The organism is Rhizobium sp. P44RR-XXIV, from assembly GCF_001999485.2.
Classification (GTDB): domain Bacteria; phylum Pseudomonadota; class Alphaproteobacteria; order Rhizobiales; family Rhizobiaceae; genus Rhizobium.
Map to the genome: position 1 here is coordinate 639,073 of NZ_MPVZ02000029.1, position 19,445 is coordinate 658,517.

Here is a 19,445-nt window from a genome sequence, read left to right on the forward strand (position 1 = left end):
CTATTGCGATCAGCCGAACACCAATCCGCCATCGACGATCAGATTCTGTCCGGTCACGGCGCGTGCCCAAGGGCTTGCGAAGAAGAGAATTGCGTCGGCAGCTTCTTCCGGCGTGGTGACACGACGCAGTGGCGTATTGGCTGCGATGATGTCGAAGACGGCCTCAGGTGTGGCGCTGCTGGCATCTGTGGTCCGGAGCAGGCCGCCGGAAACCATGTTGACGGTAATTCCAAGCGGCCCGAGTTCCGCGGCAGCCGTACGGGTCAATGACAGGAGCGCTGCCTTGGCCGCCGTATAGTCGTGATAGGGTACGACCGGATTCTGGAAAAGGTTGGTGCCGATCGTGACGATGCGGCCAAATCCCGCTGCTGCCATGCCCGGCCGCGCCGCCTGAATGAGGTTGAGCGCGCCCTGCAGGGCCGTCTCAAGCTGCTTTGCCATCTCAGCCCAGCTCAAGGCGTCCAGCTTCGAACGCGCGTCGCCGTTGAAGCTGAAATCAGCCAGTGCATTGTGAACGACTGTCGTCGGTGCTCCGAGATGGGCTGTTACGTCGGCAACAAGCCGCTCCGTTTCGGTAAGGCTGCGCATATCGGCCTGGAATGCACTCGCGCGATCGCCAAGCTCTGCCACCAGTGCTTCCGCTTGCTCGCGGCTTGCACGGTAGTTGATCGCGACTTTCGCGCCTTCGCGGGCAAAGGCCGCAGCGATGGCGGCGCCGAGACCGCGCCCGGCGCCGGAGACGATGACGACTTGGTCCTTGATTGGCAGGCTCATTTTTCAACTCCTTCATTGTTTGCCCATAGCGCGTGGAAATGCTGCACGGGCCCGTGGCCGCTGCCGACTGAAAGCTGGTCGGCGGCGGCCACTGCGTTTGCGAGATAGTCTTTGGCAGAAGCGACGGTTTGCGGCAGCGGCAAGCCCTTGGCGATTTCGGCTGCAATGGCGCTGGAAAGCGTGCAGCCAGTTCCATGGGTGTTTTTTGTCGGCAACCGATCGGCCTCGAACCAGGTGAGGGCGCCGGCGCTTGTCAGCACGTCGGGGCTCTCACGACCTTCAAGGTGGCCGCCTTTCACCAGAACGGCGGCGGGCCGAGCTTGGCCAGGGCAAGCGCCTGACGCGCCATGTCTTCGCGGCTCTTTGCCTCGGCTTCATGCAGCAAGGCCGCCGCTTCCGGCAGGTTCGGCGTCACCACCGTTGCCAGCGGCAACAGACGTCGGGTGAGCACATCGACGGCGTCCGCAGCAAGAAGGGCCGCACCGCCCTTGGCGATCATCACCGGGTCGAGGACGATGGGAACGTCGCGATGCCGCGCCAGACTATCGGCGACAGCTTCGGCGATCGCCGCATTGGCGATCATGCCGATCTTAACGGCATCGACGCGTATGTCGGCGAAGATCGCGGCGATCTGATCAGCAACGAATTGCGGCGGTACGGGATGGACGCCGGTAACGCCCTGCGTGTTCTGGGCCGTCAATGCTGTGAGAACGGCCATGCCGTAGACGCCGCGCGCCGAGAAGGCCTTCAGATCGGCCTGAATACCCGCTCCGCCGGAGGGGTCGGAGCCGGCGATGGACAGAACGTTGCGGATCATTTGCGCGCCTCCTTGATAGCTTCGGCGATTAGGGCTGTCGCGGCCTCTGGGTCGGATTTGCCGCAGATCGCCGAGACGACGGCCAGTCCGTCTGCACCGGCCGCGAGGGCATCGGCAGCGTGCTCAGCTTTCAGCCCGCCGATGGCGACCGTCGGAACCGGGCAAAGCTGGATGATGCGGGCAAGGCCGTCAAAGCCGATCGGGTGCTTGTGGTCGGGTTTGGTCGGTGTCGCAAAGACTGGGCCGACACCGACATAGTCGACGACATCAGCATCGATGGCCGAGGCGAGAGCTTCCGTCTCCACCGAGAGGCCGAGAATCATCTCCGGCCCGACCCGGCGGCGGGCCTCGCTGGCATCCAGATCTTCCTGGCCGATATGCAGGCCATCGGCACCAATGGCGATGGCGGCCTCGACATCATCATTGATGATAAGAAGAGCATTGCTGCCGGCCAGCGCTTGCTTGAGGGCAAGGCCGGTCTCGATCATGACTGCGGTCGAAGCATGCTTGTCGCGCAATTGCACGATGGTAGCGCCGCCAGCGACTGCGGCACGCGCAGTTTCGACCATGCCGATATCGGCGCAGAGTACGGGGTCGAGAACCAGATAGAGTGAGAGATCGAAGTTCTTCATGCCGTCAAAATCCTGGCTTTGGCAGAAAGCGTTTCCACATCGAGGGCGGTCAGCGCATCGAGGAAGCGCCAGGAAAAGGAGCCGGGGCCATCGGCCGCCGCTCCTGCCTGCTCTCCGGCAACCGCAAAGACGGCAAGCGCCGCCACCGTTGCGTCGAAAGGATTGTCGGGCGTGGCCGCCGCGAAAGCCCCGACAAGGCAGGTCAGCGAGCAGCCGAGTGCGGTGACCTGCGGCATGAGTGGCGATCCGCCTTCTACGCGCCGCGCCTTCTGTCCGTCAGTGACGAAATCGGTGACGCCGGTTACGGCAACCACGCAGCCGTGCGTTTGAGCGAGTTGTCTTGCCGCATCCTCGGCCAGTTCAACGGGATCGCGGCTATCGACGCCTTGGCCGCGGCTGGCGCCACCGGCAAGCGCGATGATTTCCGAGGCATTGCCACGGATGATCGTCGGCTGCAGCTCCAGTAATTGCGCAACCGCCTTGCGCCGGAACGAGGTTGCGTAGTGCGCAACCGGATCGAGGACCCATGCTTGCCGACCTTTCCCGCCGATTGCGCGGCTGAAAGCATGCCGGCGAGCCATCCCGCCGACAAGGTACCGATGTTGATGGTCAGCGCACCGGAAATTGCGGCAAATTCGGCCGCCTCTTCCTCTGCGTGAACCATGGCAGGCGACGCGCCGGCCGCGAGCATCACATTGGCGGCGATGTTCATTGCCACGAAATTGGTGATGCATTGCACCAGCGGCGGGTTCGCCCGCATGGCGCCGAGCAGAGTGGCGGGATTGGTATGGTCTTGCATATCGCCCTTTCAGGCGGGCGAGACGCGAGGGGCGGCATAGGAAACTGCAAAGCCCCGAGCGACTCCCTCCGCCAGCATGATCTGGTTCAGGTTCAAAGGGTGCTTCTCAGCCCGCTGAACAGCGGACGCCCCTGTCTCTCAATCCGCTTGTTTTCGCAGACAAAGGCGGCCCTGTCATCAGCAAATCGCAAACCAGGGCAGGCGGCGCCTCGATCGCACACCCAAACCCTCCGGCAATCCATGCATCAGTTGCATGGGTGCAGTGCCACCTTGGCGCTGCAAAAGGGCAGGGGTTTGCACTATATTTTTGTCATCGAAGCGAACGAAGCGCCAAGCACGGCAGCTCAGCTTCGAATACCCAAGGAAAGGGGATCATCATGAACGTAGCACGCTCTTTCAATAACTGGCGTAAGTACCGTCAGACGGTTGCCGAACTGGGTCGCATGTCCACTCGCGAACTGCATGACCTCGGTATCGATCGCGGCGAAATCCGCAATGTCGCCCGCGCAGCCATTGCCGGCTAATAGTCCGACGACTGAATTTAGAGCCGTATTTCCTGGCGCCTGCTTCCTCCCGAGCAGGCGCTTTTGTTTTGTCCGCAAGGCAGCCGCGCGCTGGGCCGTCTGCCGAAAAAATGCACGACCCCAGCCTTAAGCTTTTCGCATAGCGCATAACTGCCCTGCAAAGAAATGCCTATGAACTGAGCAAAAGACTGGTATCTTCTACTCATCGAAGCGATGCACCTCCTCCCGCATCCCTTCGCTCTGCAGACGCCCTACTCCTCCTCCCAAGGGTCGTCTGCGCGAACAGCGCCACTCCTCCTCCCGCGCGCTGTTCATTATTGCCGAAAGCCTGCCGCACCTCCTCCCGCGGCAGGCTTTTTTCGTTTTATCCGGCACCATCCCAAAAGCGGCTCGCGCTCCTCTCGCAAAAATGAATTGCCGCTACTATGTGCGACTGACGTAGCGCGCTACATCGATGATCACGCCCAATCTGATTCACTGAAAATGAGAGGATGCCCATGACCGGTTCTGCCGAATACACGCCCCCTAAAGTCTGGACCTGGAACAAGGCGAATGGCGGCCAGTTCGCCAATATCAACCGGCCGATCGCCGGGCCTACCCATGAAAAGGAACTGCCTGTGGGACGCCATCCCCTGCAGCTTTATTCGCTGGGCACGCCAAATGGTGTGAAGGTCACCATCATGCTTGAAGAACTGCTGGCGCTTGGCCATAGCGGCGCGGAGTATGACGCCTGGCTGATCAAGATCGGCGATGGCGACCAGTTCGGCAGCGGCTTTGTCGACGTCAATCCCAACTCCAAGATCCCGGCCTTGCTGGATCGCAGCGGCCCCAAGCCGATCCGCGTGTTCGAATCGGGATCGATCCTGACCTATCTCGCCGAAAAGTTCGGCGCTTTCCTGCCGACCGAGCAGCCGGCCCGCGCCGAATGCCTGTCCTGGCTGTTCTGGCAGATGGGCAGCGCGCCCTATCTCGGCGGTGGCTTCGGCCATTTCTTCGCCTATGCACCGACGAAGATAGAATATGCGATCGATCGTTTTGCCATGGAAGTGAAGCGCGAACTCGACGTGCTCGACCGTCGTCTGGCTGAGAGCGAATATATAGCTGGCAGCGAATACACGATCGCCGATATCGCAATCTGGCCCTGGTACGGCGGTCTCGCCAAGGGCTGGCAATATGGCGCGGCCGAATTCCTGCAGGTGCAGGACTATAAGAACGTCCAGCGCTGGGCCGAGCAGATCTACGCACGACCGACCGTCAAGCGCGGTCGCATGGTCAACCGTATGTCGGGCGACCCGTCTGAGCAATTGCGTGAGCGTCACGATGCCAGCGATTTCGATACGAAGACGCAGGACAAGATCGTGCCCGCCGGCTGACATTCGGATTTCGCTCCCGATCCTGATGAACTCGCGGCCCAAAGCCGCGAGTTTTTTGTTGCATCTGTCGTTGAACGGCAAGGCCTGCGGTCGCCAAGTCAGCCTCGCTCCATCTTGATTGGCCTAATGTGCGGTTGCTGGCAGCTTTCTGCTGGCCGAATAGAACGCGGAACATTCATGCAAGGCGTTCCGAACCACGATGCCAGAGGAATACTTCTCCATGCCGCAGATCGTTGACCACCGTGCCCGGGACAGGAATGTGGCTGCAGGCGCGCCGGTGCAACTGTTGGAGACGGAGGCGGCGACTCTTCTGAGATGCCTGATCTCGGGTGGCGACGAGAGACTGGATTGCGACGAAACCACAGGCCTCAACATGTATGGCCATGGTCCGTCACCCCGCCCGCGCGATCTGGCCTTCGGCTCGTCGACAGCTTCGACCATTTCCGCGGCGGCGTTTTCCGCCGTAAGCGCCTATTATTCCGAGTTGCAGCACGAGATGGAAAGCGGTTCGTCTGCCGAAATCTACGAGCGTGAGATCGGACAGGTTCGTCATGATCTCCTGCGTCTGCTCGGCCTTAATCACTCGTCTGACCAGCCACGCGTCGATGCCATATTGGCGACGTCGGGCACGGACATCCACCTCTTTGCCGCAGCTCTCTTGGCGCGCGAAGACGATCAGCCTTTGATGACGATCACTTTGATGGGCAATGAGACCGGCAGCGGTGTGATGATGGCCGCGTCCGGGCGGCATTTCATGGCGCGCGTCAGCAGCGACCAAGCCGTCGCGAAGGGCGAAGAGCTGAGAGAGGGCGACGCTACGCGCAACGCCACCGTCGCCGTGCGCAACAAGGACGGCTCGCTGCGCACCGATCTCGAAGTCGAGGAAGAGTTGCGGGGTCTGATCGAGCTTGCCCGCGCAGCCGGCCTCAGATGCCTGCTCGTCGTGACTGATGTGTCCAAGACGAGCCTGTTGGCTCCAAGTCTGGAAACGGCTCTGCGTCTGAAGGCGCGCTTCGGCGCCATGCTCGACATCGTGATCGACGCCTGCCAGTTCCGTCTTTCGGCGGCAACGATCCGCGCCTATCTCGCTCATGATTTCATGGTGGCACTGACGGGTTCGAAATTTCTGGCCGGGCCGATTTTCAGCGGCGCCCTCCTGTGCCCACCACCAATATCGGAACGCTTCAGGCACCGAGCCGTGCCCGCAGCACTTGCCGATTACTGCGGCAAGGCAGAATGGCCGGAAGGCTGGGCGGCACGTGAGGCCCTGACCCATCGTGCCAATTTTGGGCTGCTGTTGCGCTGGAAGGCTGCTTTGTTCGAACTCGAACGCTTCTCCGCCATCCCCGAGGAAAAGGTGATTGCGGTTCTCACGGCCTTCGCGGAAGCGGTCACCGCACGGCTTGAGAGCGATGCAGCTTTCGATCTCCTGGATACAAGGCCGCTTGATCGAAGCGATTTATGGGGCGCATCGTCGATCCGCCGCTGGGATGAGATTCCCTCGATCATCTCGTTTTATCTGCGTAACACCCATGGCGCCGGCGTTTTGACGGTGACTGAGACTGCCAGCGTTTACAAGCAGCTTGCAATCGATGAAGCCGAGCTTGCCGCTGTCCGTATCGGACAGCCTGTTCGTTGCGCCGATTTCGGTGATGTTCCGGCAAGCGCCCTTAGAATCTGCCTGAGCGCGCCTCTGATCGTTGCAGCTTGCGAAGGCGTTGCGGCGCTGTCGGATCTCATAGCCCAAGCCATGACGGTTCTCGATCGCACGGCGGACATGGCTGCTCGGGTATCGGCACAATCCGGCCACGGACAGGCTCTGCTCGCAAGCGCTTAAGGCGTTGCTTTAGGAATTTCGCCTGTCGTCCCCGTCGAAGCCGGCAAATTCGCCTCTCACGATGCCGTGGCGCTGCAGCTTGTCGTAGAAGGTTTTCCTTGGGATTCCGAGTGCTTCGATGGTGCGGCGAACATCGCCGTTGTTTTGCGACAGGGTCTCGCGGATGAGCTCCGCCTCATAGCGTTCGATCCGGGCGGGCAGCGGCAGCGCCGCATCGGCGGCAGGCACGTCTCCAGGTTTTGCCGTCGTGCTTTCAAGGCCCAGCACGAAGCGCTCCGCAAAATGGGCCAGTTCGCGAACGTTTCCAGGCCAGTCATGCTGCTGCAGATGGCGGCGTACCGTAGTGGAGACAGCAGGCGCTTCGCGTTTGAAGCGGCTGGCGGCGCGTTCGGCGAAATAGCCGAATAGCAAGGGAATATCGTCGCGCCGGTCGCGGAGCGGCGGAATGGAGAGTGTGACGACGTTGAGCCGATAATAGAGATCCTCGCGGAAGTCGCCGCGCTGGCCGGGATCGCCAAGATCGACCTTTGCCGCTGCCACGACCCGCAGATCGATCGGCCGCACCTCGTTGGTTCCGAGCGGCGTCACCTCCCGCATCTCCAGAACGCGCAGCAACTGCACCTGAATTGCAGGCGGCATGCTCTCGATCTCATCGAGAAACAGCGTGCCTGAACTTGCATATTCGATGCGCCCGATACGCTTCTTCTGCGCGCCGGTGAATGCGCCGGGCTCATGACCGAAAAGTTCGCTTTCAATGACGGTTTCGGGCAGGGCGCCACAGTTGAGCGCCACGAAATTGCCTTTCGCACGCCGGCTCCAGCGATGCAGCAGGCTGGCAACGACTTCCTTGCCGCTGCCCGTCTCGCCTGTCACCAGCACATCGACATCCGTATCAGCGATCTGCCGCAACGTGTGACGCAAGCGCTCCATCGCCGGGGTCTGGCCGATGAGCGGAAGATCGCCCTGTGCTTGCTCGGCGGCGAGGCGAAGCGAGCGGTTTTCGAGAACAAGCCGGCGCTTCTCGGCGGCGCGCCGCACGCTCTGCACCAGCCGGTCGGTGGCGAAGGGCTTGGCGATGAAATCATAGGCGCCGTCCTGGATCGCCTGTACCGCCATCGGAATATCGCCGTGGCCGGTCACCAGGATAACAGGCAGGTCGGCGTCGCGTTCCTTGATGTGAGCGAAGAGCTGCTGCCCGTCCATCTGTGGCATGCGGATATCCGAAACGACGATCCCTGCGAAGCCGGGGGTGAGGGCGGCGAGCGCGTCACTTGCGGCCGCGAAGGCCGAGACGGCAAAACCGGCGAGCTCAAGCGTCTGTTTCGTTGCCTTCAACAGGTCCTTGTCATCATCGATGAGAAAGACCGGGGAGCTGTCGTTCATGTCGTGGCCCTGCACAAATGGATGGTGAAACGGGTACCGTCAGCATCGCTCTCGACCTCGATACGGCCGCCATAATCGACGACGATATCCTTGGAAATGACGAGGCCAAGGCCGAGACCCTTTTCCTTGGAGGTATTGAATGGCGTGAAGAGCGAATCGAGAATGGCGATCGGAATGCCGGGGCCATTATCCGAGACGATAATTTCGACATGATCGACCGTCTCATGCACCGAAACCTCGACTTTCGCGTTGTCTCGACCTTCGAGCGCTTCAAGAGCGTTCTGAAAGAGGTTGATCAACACCTGCTCCAGCCGGATTCTCGTGCCGACCACGCTAAGGCCTGGCGGCGGCAGTTCGATCTTGAGGGCATCGAGGCGGCCGGCGAAACGGCTTCTCAGCAGTATGACGGCGCCTTCGATCACGCTTCTCAGGTCCACCGGCTCCGGTGCCGTTCGGCCCTTGCGGGCAAAGGCCTTTAGCTCCTCGGTAATCGTGCTGATCCGTTCCGTCAGCGCCGCAATGGCAGACAGATTGTCCTTGACCGGCTCGGTCTGCCGCCTCTCGAGGAAGATATTGGCATTTTCGGCATAGGCGCGGATCGTTGCGAGCGGCTGGTTGATTTCATGGGCGACGCCGGCAGCGACCTGGCCGAGAATGGCGAGGCGATTGGCCTGCACGAGATCCTGCTGGACCCCTTGCAGCTTCGCCTCCGTGGTGCGGTGGTCGCAATCTCCGCCTCCAGCCGATCGCGGGCACGGCTGAGGTCTTCGGTTCGCTCCAGCACGCGCCGCTCCAGCTCCTCGCGGGCAATCCGGCTCACGGCAATCTGCATCGCGGAAACATGGCGTCGGCGCAGCAGAAAGGCGGCGAAGGCCAGGATCGGCAAAAGGACGGTCAGCGCGAAAAAGCGCGTCTCGCGCACCGAGGAAGCAACTGCCTGATCTGTAGGAACCAGATAGCCGAGCTGCCAGGGCGTCGACGGGATTGCGGTTGTCAGCCGCAGATATTCCGCGGCACTGCTGCCGGGCAGGATGGCGCGCACGATGGTTGCGTCCGGCCCCACTGCTTCCGGTCGGTTGATCGGCAGCGGTGAAAGAGGGGCCGCGCCAAACTGCAGGCTCTTGCGAATGGTCGCGGCCTCCTCACGCGAAAGCGGTGAGGTGGTCATGAAGCGCCAGGAGGGCAGGCTGGTGATCAGCACGACGCCACGTTCGTCGGCGACATAGGCGGGGCGGCCGGTCTCGCTCCAATCTGCTTCCAGCTGGTCGAATTCCATCTTGACGACCACGACGCCAAGGGCGGAGCCGGCCTCGCCGACGCGGCGGGAAATATAGAGGCCAGGACGGTTGCTGACGGTGCCGAGGGCATAGTGTTCGGCCGTTCCCGTCTCCATGGCTTTTCGGAAGTAGTCGCGGAACGAATAATCGTTGCCGACGAAGCTCAGGGGCTCTCGCCAGTTGCTGGAGGCCATCGCGATGCCGTCCTTGCCGACGACGTAGAGAACTGACGCGCTCGTGCCGGAAACCAGGCTTTCCAGTTTGCGATCGAGGGAGACGACGGCATCCGGCTCCCGCCCGGCGAGCGCGTCGCGCACCTGCTGGTCGTCGGCCAGCAACAATGGAAGTGCCCGCGGGCGCTCGAGCACTGCCCGCAAAAGAGCGACCTTGAGGTTCGCATCCGTATGCCCTTGTCGCTGCAATGTCTCTATGGCGGCGATGCGACCGTAGAAATTGGCGCCATATAGGGTGGCGCCAATGACGGCCGCGCCTAGGAGCGCGAATATAAGCCAGACCCTGCGGGATCGCCGGCTCAATTGTTCCGGCGTCAGAAATCGTTCCGTGGGCGGGCGCTGCAGCATTGCGATATTGTGCATGTTTTCGCGCGCACCGCAATCGGAGCTGTGCGGAATTTCGCACACGCCAACGGGCTTGTTACGTCGGGCGAAAATTAAGTCATTATAAATCAGTCATTTATCACTGCGTCACTCATCTGGCACGCTCGTTGCAAAGAAAGGCGGAACAGTCGGAGGCTGTTGAATTCTAGTCGTCGCCCGGAGGGCCGAGAAATCGGTTGGGCTTAACGGAGGACATCATGATTGCTCCCATCGCTGCCGCCGAAACGCGCGCTAAACTTCCCTTTTACCGGCATCTCTATGTGCAGGTTCTCACAGCCATCGCCGCGGGCATCCTGCTCGGCCATTACTATCCGCAGCTCGGCACGTCCCTGCAGCCGCTCGGCGATGCCTTCATCAAGCTGGTGCGCATGGTCATTGCGCCCGTTATCTTCCTGACGGTCGCGACGGCATCGCCGGCATGTCCGATCTGAAGAAGTTCGGCCGCGTCGTCGGCAAGGCCTTCATATACTTCCTGACCTTCTCGACCTTGGCGCTGATCGTCGGTCTCATCGTTGCCAATGTCGTGCAGCCGGGTGCCGGCATGCACATCAATCCGGCGACGCTGGATACCAAGGCCGTCACCAATTATGCGGCTCAGGCACATGATGCCTCCGTCATCGGCTTCCTGATGAACATCATCCCGGATACGATCGTTGGCGCCTTCGCCAAGGGCGACATTCTCCAGGTGCTGTTCTTCTCGGTGGTCTTCGGTATCGCGCTTGGCGCTGCGGGCGAACGCGGCCGCCCGGTAACGGACTTCCTGCAGGCCCTGACCACGCCGATCTTCCGTATGGTCGCGCTGCTGATGAAGTTCGCTCCCATCGGTGCCTTCGGCGCCATGGCCTTCACCATCGGCAAATACGGCATCGGCACGATCGCCAACCTGGCATTCCTGATCGGTACCTTCTATCTGACCTCCATCTTCTTCGTGCTCGTGGTGCTTGGTGCTGTTGCCCGTTACAACGGCTTCTCGATCCTGGCCTTGATCCGTTACATCAAGGAAGAGCTGTTGCTCGTGCTCGGCACGTCGTCATCGGAAGCCGCGCTGCCTGGCCTGATGAACAAGATGGAACGCGCGGGCTGCAAGCGCTCTGTCGTCGGCCTGGTCATCCCGACGGGTTATTCCTTCAATCTCGACGGCACGAACATCTACATGACGCTGGCGGCGCTCTTCATTGCGCAGGCGACTGATACGCCGCTGGCGCTTGGTGACCAGATCTTACTGCTGCTCGTGGCCATGTTGAGCTCAAAGGGTGCAGCTGGCATTACCGGTGCGGGCTTCATCACGCTTGCCGCCACGCTCGCAGTCGTGCCGTCTGTTCCGATCGCCGGCATGGCGCTGATCCTCGGCATCGACCGCTTCATGTCGGAATGCCGCGCTCTGACGAACTTTGTTGGCAACGCGGTTGCCACGATCGTCGTCGCCCGCTGGGAGAATGAGCTCGATCAGACGAAGTTCGCCGCCGCCATGGCGGGCCAGTTGAGCGAAGAGATCGAAGTCCCCGCGCTACAGGCCGCCGAATAGGCTTTTCGCTGATCCTTCCGCGATGTGAAACGGCCCCTTGGAGGGGCCGTTTTCAGTTTGCCGACCTGGTTGGCACAGTCGCATCCACGGGTGCCCACGGCAAACCATGCCGCCCTCATCAACAGCCGCCTTCATAAAACTGTCACCGGAACGGCTCAGAGCATGGAGTAGAAAACTCCGAACTTCGGCAGAGTCCCAAGTAAGATAAACGGTGAGCGCATCGCAGAAGATCTCTGTGAATACGCGCTTAGCGGCTTTTGGACCGGGCTTGCTTCGGAAGACATCATCGCGGGTAGCCGAGGGCATGGCATCTTCAATATCAGCGCAGGAAAAAGCCTCGAGGCGGTCGGAGAGTTTCTTGTCTGAACTCGCCTCCCACACCGACGCGCTGCTTCATGGTCGGGCCTATGAGCAATATGCTGCCATCTGCTACCGAAAATCGGCAGAGCGGGGCGCCGCAGAAGTCCTGATCGTCACGAGTCGCGAAAGCGGGCGCTGGGTTGTTCCAAAAGGCTGGCCGATCAAGGGAAAGAAGCCGCATGAGGTGGCAGCCATAGAAGCGTTCGAAGAGGCCGGCGTGCGCGGAAAGGTGAAGAAAAAGCCCTTTGGCTACTTCACCTATATAAAGCAGCTCGCCGGTGGCAATGGTGTTCCCTGTGTGGTGGAGCTGCATCTGCTCGAAGTCGAGCGCACTTTCGAGGATTTTCCAGAACGTGGCCAGCGCCGCAGTGAGTGGGTCTCCTTTATAGAGGCTGCCAGTCGCGTCCGCGAACCGGAGCTCAAGGGGCTTCTCCTCGCGGCTGAACGAAAGCTGGGGAAGGCCAGAAGCAAGAAGTAGCCCGACGGCTACTCCTTTCATGTCGCGGCCTATGTCTGGTCGTTGATGATCACTCGTGAACGCACAGAAAGCGACGACTTTACGACGATAGCGCATACGGTTACTCGCTCTCCCGATTCTGCCAAACGAGCTGCGAGCCAGGAGATTGGCTGCTATGCGCTTCCACGCTTGCCTATGCCGCATTGATGCCTATATTGACCCAGCATTCGGCCATATGTTTTTGGGCCGAGATGCTCCATGGCTGCAATAGCTGCCTTCACCCGGCAACCTTTGTCGGCGGACTTTGGAAGGAGAAATTTCATGTCCATTACTCAGAACAATATCGATAGTTCAAAGGCTTCCACCGTTCCCCATGGTGAAATCGCTGCTGCCGTGCGGCAGGCCCGCGAAGCCATTGGTTACACGATTGCCGATCTCTCTGAGACCTGTGGTCTCACCAGTGAGGAAATTGTTGAAATAGAGGCCGGCGCCGAGGCTGATCCGGCGAAACTTCGACGGATCGCTGCCGCGTTGCAGGTTCCGCCTTCGACTTTCTTCATCGTCTGAGCAATAGGCGCACCCGGCGCAGGGTGCGCCAACAAGCGCCGCTACGGCGATCCATATCAAGCCCACACAATGACATCACGCCATGAAAACCGGCGTCGAGGATTACCTTTCTAATCGGATAGCGGCTGCGGCGGCCGCCTTGTGCGGCTCTTTACTATATGCCTGTTCACGAGCGTGCTGCCATCGATTCGAGCTGGCGGTGGCGACGCGCCGAGTTTCTGTGTTGGCTCGATCTCCGGGAGGCTGGTGATTGCCACGAAAGGCAGCCAGGGATGATATTCCATTAGCGGAATACTGCTTCAGATGTGAAACGACTCGCTGGACTTTTAATAGAAAAATCCCTATATCTATACATGAAAAATAAGCCAAACGAGACGGCGCGGACCGGTAATTATGTCTTTTGTTGGGACGATACTGGTCAAAGTCAACAAAAAGCTCTAGTCTAGATATCATAGTTGCTTTGAATAAATAGTACTTTCTGTTGGCGCACTGTATCGTGGTTGTCTGGGCCCGCCGGGGACTCAGCGGACGCGTGTGGGGAAATGTTGCCATGCGGCAGAACAGCAATAACTTTGGAGCCGATCTCATCGTCGGTGAGAAGCTGGTCGATCCCGAAGCCCCTGACACCTCCACCGCTTCGGCCCAATCTGATGGCAGTTTGTTCAGCTCGCCAGAGCTAACAAGCTCCAGCGATATCATACCAATCAACGATGTCGGAACCGGCGAGCAAAGCCAAATCGCGCATGACATGTCGCTTCTGGCCGACATGGTGGCGAGACGAAGGGCGGCTAAGAGGGGCGGGCTCGTGGCCGAGGACTGGCGAGACTTCGGTTCTGCCGGCGTGAGCGACAGCCAATCCGTAGCATTCTTGCCGGTCAGACTAGCGGTGCGAGGCAAAGACGCGGTTGAAGTTATCGACTCGATCGAGAAAGCCGTTGAATACCTGACAACATTATGGCCTGTGCGTCATGGCGAGGCATTTGAGGGCGCCCTTAAAAGCTGCATCGATGGCATCAAGGGCAGAGCGTCGCCGCAGCAAGTTCGCTCGACTTTCGTCAATGCCGCCAATGCGGCGGGAATTCTCATACTTCCCTGACATGAAGGCCAATCTATCGGCTGGGCGCCGCATATGCTCTTTGTTTTTTGGCGCCATTAATGCTTGAACAGCGCGCGGAAAGGCTTCCATCCGCCTCCGCAAGGAGGCCCGATCGTTGCTCTTAACAAAGCGCTCGGACCTCCCGACCATCGCAATTTGGCGGTTGCGATAGTGACAAAGATGTGGCCCGCGACGGTATGATCGTCCATGCGAGAAACGACAGAAGGGGCCAGATCGCGCCTAGCGGCGGAAAGCCTGCGCCAGAGTAAGTGAAGGCTTAACTGTGGATTGCCGTATGTCTCATAGCATTACAACGCCAGCGCGATTGCGGCATGGCAGGGCTGACGCGGCATTCGGCCGCCGCAGCGAAATGGTGCTGATTCTTCGCGGATGCGCCTTGAGGCAGGGAGGCGTAAGAGGATGAGGAGGCCCGACGATCCTTCAAGGGTCCGCCCCGTCGAGCCTCCCGCTGCAGAGGATGAATATCTGCAGTAGCGGCCTAAACCTGCAGATTACCACCGGGCAGGTCTATTTGAAAAACGACATCACACACTGGATTGCGTCGTCATTCCGATCGCACCCGAACGGCCGCTTTTCATGCGCGGCGAAGCTCCACGACAACGACACCATACAGAATCAGCACGCTTCAAGCGGGATGGTACCGCTCACTGCCTCGACATTAATGCGTCAACAAGTTGTAGTTTTCATATTTCGATTAGCGTCATGTATAATAGCAGTATTACAACAATACATATTACGACAGGACTATACAAAAAAAGCATACATTCCGATAATATTTATTAGAGACTGCGTATTTACAGATATAAACGCGTCTATATTATGGCCTCGGCGTGAACTTTCGCAAGTTACATGTTGATTCATGTGAATTCCTTCGAGGAGAATTTTCGAATGGGTAAGATTTTGGGATCTACCGCCTTCCTTCTGGCAACGGTTGCGGCAAGTGTGGGTTATGCGGCCGACCTCTCAGTCTCAACTCCGCCGCAGGCGCCGGTGGATGTGGCGCCGACGTTTTCGTGGACAGGCTTTTACGTCGGTTTGAATGCAGGCGGCGGATTCGGCGGCAAGGACGACGTCGGTTTCCATTCTTTTGGAAACTATCTGGGCAGATACGGCAAGCTTGACGGGTCCGGATTCCTCGGGGGCGGTCAGGTCGGCTACAACTATCAGTTCGATCCTAACTGGGTGGTCGGCCTGGAAGCCGATTTCCAGGGTGCCGACATCAGCGACTCGTTCAGCAACAGTGCAGCGAGCGCTTCCTCGAAGATCGACTGGTACGGCACAGTCCGTCCACGCATCGGTTACTCCTATGACAATACTTTGTTCTATGGCACCGGCGGTCTTGCCTATGGCCATGTCAAATACGACGGCTCGGTCGCCGGTGTCGGCAGTTTCAGCGACGACAAGACCAAGGCTGGCTGGACGATAGGCGCCGGTATCGAACACGCTTTCACCGATCACGTGACGGCAAAACTCGAATATCAATATGTCGATTTCGGCAGCAGCAACGTGGGTGGAGACGCGCTTAATTCCAAAGCAAGCCTCGACTTCCATGCCATTCGGGTAGGTTTGAACTACAAGTTCTGACGATTGGTTTGCCCAAAAGACAAGAGATTAGTCTAAACAGAGAGAGGATAATCGTATGGCTTTGATTGGCATTAACCTAATCAACAATGGGACAACTACTATCAACAGTAGTAACGTCGGCAACCCAGGAGACACGATCCAGCTCAACCTGGTTGCCAGCGGCACCGTGGTCGTCGACGGCGTCAATGCCGACATCAGTAATATCGTTGGCATCGGTGCGGCTTCAAACACTACAATTGAAGCAATCAATGGTGCGAACGTAACGATCAATGCCGGCCTTGCAAGCGTCGGTGCAGGATCGACATACACTTATGGCATCGGTGCTGGCTCCAGCATTACGGTCGACGCGAGTGCTCTCAACGTCGGCCTGTTGAATGGCGTTACCGTTGACTTTGCTACCGCAAACGGCAGCGGCCTCTTCGTCTACAATCCCGGCGGCATCAACTTGAACATTTCGACGCCACCCAACGTCACAAACGTTCAATCGGGCGACAGGATTGAAGTGGCGGGCTCCGCTTCCGTCCAGCAGTCCGGAAATACCGTAACCTTCTATGGCGCATTGGGTATTCTCAGCCCGCTGGGCTCCTATACGATACCGGCGGGCGTCACCTACACTTATGATGCGGCAACGGATACGCTGACATTCACGAGCTGCTTCATGCGGGGTACACTGATCAGGACGCCGGAAGGAGATGTACCAGTCGAGGATCTGCGCGTCGGCGATCTGGTGGTCACACACAAAGGTGTCGCAGAAATCAAGTGGGTCGGCCGTCGTATGATCGATCCCAAGGCGATCGACAAGCCGCGGGAAACGTTACCGATCCGCATCCAGGCCGGCGCTATTGCCGAGAATATTCCGGCACGCGATCTGTTCGTGTCTCCTGATCATTGCATGTTCCTTGAGGAGTCATTGATTCCTGCAAAATTCCTCGTCAACGAGACGACGATCACGCAGGAAGCGACGCTGGCGCCGTTCGAATACTACCATATCGAACTGGACCAACACAGCATCATCCTGGCGGAAGGTGCTCAGACCGAAACCTATCTTGATCTCGGTGGACGCCTATCGTTCCTCGAGCCCGGTGTTCTGCGTTTTGGTCCGGTAACCGGTACACGCACCTGGAACGATTGGTGCTACCCGCCGGTTTACGCAGGCTCGGTGCTGGAAGCCGCACGCCTGACGCTCGATGATCGCGCACGGGAACTGGGCTATGTCGTTGAGGAAGCCAAGGCTTCCTAACGAAACGTAGGAATAACAGCAGGGCGGGCGGCTTCGGCCGTCCGCTCCATGAAAAGAATGATGTAGGCGGCGTTTCCTCATTTGAATTTTCTTATGCTCCAGAAGCATCTGCAAATGCAGCATAGCGCCTGTCTGTTTGTCTCCAGGGCTTGGGAGAACTGAATGCGTTCAGATGATATCGTTTCGCCCTATTCGCTCAATGTCGGACAGACTGAGGAGCGATCTTTACTGAAAAGATTCTCCGGCAAAACGGTCTTCTTCGACGGCGTGTTCAAAGGCGATTACAGCCTAGCGATCGTCAATCGCCATCTCGCGCAGGCGCTGATCGACCTGGGCATCAAACTCACCTGCTATACGGCGGAGAATGATTGGCAGAGCGACACCAACCTGTCGGCTGCCACCGACATCACGCGCCGCATGCGTGATGACTATCCATCCAAAGGCAGCTTCGATATCCATCTGCGCAATACATGGCCGCCGGCAACCCACAATATGGTCGGTCGCACCAATGCCTATGTCGCGTTCGCCTGGGAAGAACTCGAATTCCCGCAATATCTGGTGGATCGGTTCAATAGCGATCTCGATCTCATTACGGTTATCTCGAATTTCGTCCACGACAGTTTCGAGCGATCCGGCATCACAATCCCGGTGGAAATCACCGGAAACGGTTGCGATCATCTGTCCGCCGCTTTTGGAGACCTGCCCGCAGCCCAATCGGACAGCGGGCGTCGACGCATCCTGCATGTATCTTCGTGCTTTGCGCGGAAGGGTATCGATGTTCTGATCGAAGCGTTTCTGCGCAGTTTCAGGGCAGGTGAGCTGGTCGAACTGGTGATCAAGACCTTTCCTAATCCGAACAACATATTGGCATCAGTGCTTGAGGAAAAAAGGGACAGGCTCGCCGATGCGCCACCCATCATCATCATTGAAGAGCATTATGAGCCTGCTCAGCTTCGCGCGCTCTACAAGTCCGCGGCGATGTTGGTGGCACCCAGCCGGGGCGAAGGTTTCGGTCTGCCCCTGGCGGAGGCCATGTTGCTCGATATCCCAGTGGTGACGACGAATTATAGCGGCCAGATCGATTTTTGCCGCCCCGATACCGCTTGGCTCGTTGATTATCACATGTCTGCCTCGCAGGCTCATGTGGCGGGCTCCCACAGTCTCTGGGCGGAGCCTTCGGTAGAGCATCTCGGCTTGCAGATGCGCGCAGTCCTCGATCATCCTGAGGAAGCCCGCCTTCGAGGCGAGAGGGCCAAGAGGCTGCTCACGGCCCATTTCAGCTGGCGTTCCGTTGCACTGCGAACGCTCGCCGCTCTCGCCAAACCCGCTCCCGTCGCAGCTGAACCGCGGCGCGATTGGTCGCTTGATCTCATTTCGTCCTGGCAGCAGCAGTGCGGCATTGCCACCTATTCGCAACACCTCTACAGCACGCCTGCTTTCCAGGACAGGATTGATCATATCTTCGCCCGGCGGATCATGAACGACGATTTGCCGGAGGCTTCTTCGGACCGTGTGGAGGCGACGCCGCGCAGCATGTCGAGATTGTGGGGCTATGATCTTGCGTCTCTGAAGCGCCTTGCCGGGAGGCTGGAGCAGGGGCGGGCGGATGTCCTGTGGATGCAGCATCATCCAGGGTTCTTTTCTACGCCTGATATGGAGTTGCTGGTGCAGCCATTGGCGGCGACCGGCCATCGATTGCGCGTCTTGACCATGCATAGCGTCAAGGAGGCTCTGCGGGGCGGCGTTTTGAGCTGGACCCGTGCATTCGACGTGGTCTTTGTGCATTCGGCAGAAGACGCAGCCGCTCTTTCTGCTGCCGGTCACCCAAATCCGGTCGTCATTCCGCATGGTGTGCTTCGCGAGCCGGAGGAGGCGTCGAAGCCGGACCCATCGCGCTTTACCATCGGCTCTTTTGGCTTCCTGATGCCGCACAAGAACATCGATCGGCTGGTGTTGGCCTTTGCCGAGGCGCTGAACTACGAGCCGAGACTGCGATTGAAACTATTCAACTGCATCGTGCCGAACGACGAGTCGCGCGCAACACGGGCGATGGTCGAAAATCTGATCGACTATCTGGGAATATCGGACAAGGTCACAGCGCGTTTCGACTTCGTTCCCGAAGGGGAGCTGCGGCGTGAACTCATGACCTGCGACCTGCTTTCGTTCCTGTATGGCCATTCAACCGAGACGGCGACAGGAGCGGCTCGCATCGCGATGAGTGTCAACCGTCCCCTGTTATGCTCTCGCTCACCGGTGCTGCGGGATTTGTGGCCGTTCAGCCATGTGGTGAAAAGCTCGGAGATCGAATGCATCGCCGAGGCGCTGCTGAGCCTTGCGCAAAATCCTTCCCTCCTGACGATGCTGGATCGGGATCGCAGCCAGGCAGCGCATTGGTATTCATATCCGCGGACTGCGGCACGCTACGTCACCGCAATCGAAAAAATGTTAGGGGGCAATATTGACCGTCGCCGAGTTGCATAGGCAGCCTTTGAGCGTGCCTCCGAAAGACGTATTTTCATTGCCGGCCGAATCCTTCATCGATGCGTGGGCGAGGGCGTTGGA

At 59.2% G+C, this 19,445-nt stretch carries 12 protein-coding genes, 4 pseudogenes and 1 riboswitch; of the genes and pseudogenes, 10 read left to right on the forward strand and 6 right to left on the reverse strand.

Annotated features, from left to right (window positions below; genetic code table 11):
• Positions 1-9 precede the first annotated feature (9 nt).
• From BSK43_RS29020 to thiM, 4 genes and pseudogenes are all read right to left on the reverse strand, one after another.
• Positions 10-774, reverse strand: coding sequence for a 3-oxoacyl-ACP reductase (locus BSK43_RS29020; RefSeq protein WP_077468181.1), 765 nt, complete (start codon positions 772-774; stop codon positions 10-12).
• 101 nt (positions 775-875) lie between these two features.
• Positions 876-1,591, reverse strand: a pseudogene (gene thiD, locus BSK43_RS29025) (bifunctional hydroxymethylpyrimidine kinase/phosphomethylpyrimidine kinase); the annotation flags it as partial.
• Positions 1,588-2,223 (reverse strand): thiamine phosphate synthase, encoded by a 636-nt coding sequence (gene thiE / locus BSK43_RS29030; protein WP_077468182.1) that lies wholly within the window; start codon positions 2,221-2,223, stop codon positions 1,588-1,590. The gene thiE and the pseudogene thiD, both read right to left, overlap by 4 nt.
• A pseudogene (thiM, locus tag BSK43_RS29035) lies at positions 2,220-3,022 on the reverse strand (hydroxyethylthiazole kinase). The gene thiE and the pseudogene thiM overlap by 4 nt, the downstream one beginning before the upstream one ends.
• Positions 3,023-3,068: 46 nt before the next feature.
• Positions 3,069-3,165: riboswitch (TPP riboswitch) on the reverse strand.
• A 234-nt stretch (positions 3,166-3,399) separates the two neighbouring features.
• Here thiM and BSK43_RS29040 point away from each other — a divergent pair.
• The 3 genes from BSK43_RS29040 to BSK43_RS29050 all read left to right on the forward strand — a co-directional run bounded on the left by BSK43_RS29040 (position 3,400) and on the right by BSK43_RS29050 (position 6,756).
• Complete coding sequence (locus BSK43_RS29040) at positions 3,400-3,546, forward strand: DUF1127 domain-containing protein (protein WP_077468184.1); 147 nt, start codon at positions 3,400-3,402, stop codon at positions 3,544-3,546.
• A 497-nt stretch (positions 3,547-4,043) separates the two neighbouring features.
• Positions 4,044-4,919, forward strand: coding sequence for a glutathione-dependent disulfide-bond oxidoreductase (gene yghU / locus BSK43_RS29045; protein ID WP_077468185.1), 876 nt, complete (start codon positions 4,044-4,046; stop codon positions 4,917-4,919).
• 220 nt (positions 4,920-5,139) lie between these two features.
• Positions 5,140-6,756 (forward strand): hypothetical protein, encoded by a 1,617-nt coding sequence (locus BSK43_RS29050; protein WP_077468186.1) that lies wholly within the window; start codon positions 5,140-5,142, stop codon positions 6,754-6,756.
• Positions 6,757-6,765: 9 nt separating this feature from the next.
• On the opposite strand, the gene BSK43_RS29055 is transcribed toward BSK43_RS29050, so the two are convergent.
• Positions 6,766-8,139, reverse strand: coding sequence for a sigma-54 dependent transcriptional regulator (locus BSK43_RS29055; protein WP_077468297.1), 1,374 nt, complete (start codon positions 8,137-8,139; stop codon positions 6,766-6,768).
• Positions 8,136-10,012, reverse strand: a pseudogene (locus BSK43_RS29060) (sensor histidine kinase). Before BSK43_RS29060 ends, BSK43_RS29055 begins: the two are co-directional and overlap by 4 nt.
• A 218-nt stretch (positions 10,013-10,230) precedes the next feature.
• Between BSK43_RS29060 and BSK43_RS29065 the strand changes: the two are divergent.
• From BSK43_RS29065 to BSK43_RS29095, 7 genes and pseudogenes are all read left to right on the forward strand, one after another.
• Positions 10,231-11,558 (forward strand): annotated as a pseudogene (locus BSK43_RS29065) (dicarboxylate/amino acid:cation symporter).
• 358 nt (positions 11,559-11,916) lie between these two features.
• Positions 11,917-12,396 (forward strand): NUDIX hydrolase, encoded by a 480-nt coding sequence (locus BSK43_RS29070; RefSeq protein ID WP_246662720.1) that lies wholly within the window; start codon positions 11,917-11,919, stop codon positions 12,394-12,396.
• Between the two features lie 300 nt (positions 12,397-12,696).
• Positions 12,697-12,942 (forward strand): helix-turn-helix transcriptional regulator, encoded by a 246-nt coding sequence (locus tag BSK43_RS29075; protein WP_077468189.1) that lies wholly within the window; start codon positions 12,697-12,699, stop codon positions 12,940-12,942.
• A 550-nt stretch (positions 12,943-13,492) separates the two neighbouring features.
• Complete coding sequence (locus tag BSK43_RS29080; protein ID WP_077468190.1) at positions 13,493-14,038, forward strand: DUF982 domain-containing protein; 546 nt, start codon at positions 13,493-13,495, stop codon at positions 14,036-14,038.
• A gap of 909 nt (positions 14,039-14,947) precedes the next feature.
• Positions 14,948-15,643, forward strand: coding sequence for an outer membrane protein (locus tag BSK43_RS29085; RefSeq protein ID WP_077468191.1), 696 nt, complete (start codon positions 14,948-14,950; stop codon positions 15,641-15,643).
• Positions 15,644-15,698: 55 nt separating this feature from the next.
• Complete coding sequence (locus BSK43_RS29090) at positions 15,699-16,883, forward strand: Hint domain-containing protein (RefSeq protein WP_077468192.1); 1,185 nt, start codon at positions 15,699-15,701, stop codon at positions 16,881-16,883.
• Positions 16,884-17,045: 162 nt separating this feature from the next.
• Positions 17,046-19,364 (forward strand): glycosyltransferase, encoded by a 2,319-nt coding sequence (locus BSK43_RS29095; RefSeq protein WP_077468193.1) that lies wholly within the window; start codon positions 17,046-17,048, stop codon positions 19,362-19,364.
• The last annotated feature ends 81 nt before the right edge of the window (positions 19,365-19,445 follow it).

Bases quoted from the DNA above. Each gene is read 5' to 3' on its own strand.
- BSK43_RS29020 (WP_077468181.1), bottom strand. From the start codon at position 774: ATGAGCCTGCCAATCAAGGACCAAGTCGTCATCGTCTCCGGCGCCGGG.
- thiE (WP_077468182.1), bottom strand. From the start codon at position 2,223: ATGAAGAACTTCGATCTCTCACTCTATCTGGTTCTCGACCCCGTACTC.
- BSK43_RS29040 (WP_077468184.1), top strand. From the start codon at position 3,400: ATGAACGTAGCACGCTCTTTCAATAACTGGCGTAAGTACCGTCAGACG.
- yghU (WP_077468185.1), top strand. From the start codon at position 4,044: ATGACCGGTTCTGCCGAATACACGCCCCCTAAAGTCTGGACCTGGAAC.
- BSK43_RS29050 (WP_077468186.1), top strand. From the start codon at position 5,140: ATGCCGCAGATCGTTGACCACCGTGCCCGGGACAGGAATGTGGCTGCA.
- BSK43_RS29055 (WP_077468297.1), bottom strand. From the start codon at position 8,139: ATGAACGACAGCTCCCCGGTCTTTCTCATCGATGATGACAAGGACCTG.
- BSK43_RS29075 (WP_077468189.1), top strand. From the start codon at position 12,697: ATGTCCATTACTCAGAACAATATCGATAGTTCAAAGGCTTCCACCGTT.
- BSK43_RS29080 (WP_077468190.1), top strand. From the start codon at position 13,493: ATGCGGCAGAACAGCAATAACTTTGGAGCCGATCTCATCGTCGGTGAG.
- BSK43_RS29085 (WP_077468191.1), top strand. From the start codon at position 14,948: ATGGGTAAGATTTTGGGATCTACCGCCTTCCTTCTGGCAACGGTTGCG.
- BSK43_RS29090 (WP_077468192.1), top strand. From the start codon at position 15,699: ATGGCTTTGATTGGCATTAACCTAATCAACAATGGGACAACTACTATC.
- BSK43_RS29095 (WP_077468193.1), top strand. From the start codon at position 17,046: ATGCGTTCAGATGATATCGTTTCGCCCTATTCGCTCAATGTCGGACAG.